Source organism: Halomicronema sp. CCY15110 (assembly GCF_016888165.1).
Taxonomy (GTDB): domain Bacteria; phylum Cyanobacteriota; class Cyanobacteriia; order Phormidesmidales; family Phormidesmidaceae; genus Halomicronema.
In genome coordinates, this window is sequence record NZ_JACSWC010000333.1 from 1 (window position 1) to 547 (window position 547).

Here is a 547-nt window from a genome sequence, read left to right on the forward strand (position 1 = left end):
TACGCTATCGCTTAGGTGCAAAGCTCAAAGCCCCCCGTCCGCAGAACATCAAACAAAACCCTGAGGCCGTTGAGACCTATAAAAAAAAATAGGTTCAGCCCTGAAGGTGTTTGGGGACTGCTTCGGCACCGGCAAACCGCTGCGATATCTCTGTCAAGACGAGATGCGGATTGGGTTGATGAGCCAGCGAGGGCGTGTGATTACCTCACGTGGGGTCAAGCCAATTGCAGTAGAGCAGTATGTTCGTGAGAATTTCTGGGTCTATGGGGTGGTGGAACCGCTCTCAGGTTGGCACCTGTGCCAAGAGTATCCCCACTTAAACGGGACGCATTTTCAGCACTTCATCACTGCGGTATCAGACGCCCTCGGCGATGAGATAGCGGTCATGCAAATGGATCAGGCCCAGGCGCATCGAGCCAAAGCGCTGATATGGCCGGAGAACCTGATTCCTGTCTTTCAACCACCCTACAGTCCCGAACTCAATCCAGCCGAGCGCTTCTGGCAGCATCTGAAGTCGCCCCTCAAGGGAAAATGTTTCGAGACCTTA

Annotated in this window: 1 protein-coding gene; it reads left to right on the forward strand. The window is 53.6% G+C overall.

What is annotated here, in order from left to right:
• Window positions 1-106: 106 nt before the first annotated feature.
• Window positions 107-547: IS630 family transposase (locus JUK32_RS16050; RefSeq protein WP_204139877.1), on the forward strand; the 441-nt coding region annotated here is incomplete at its 3' end.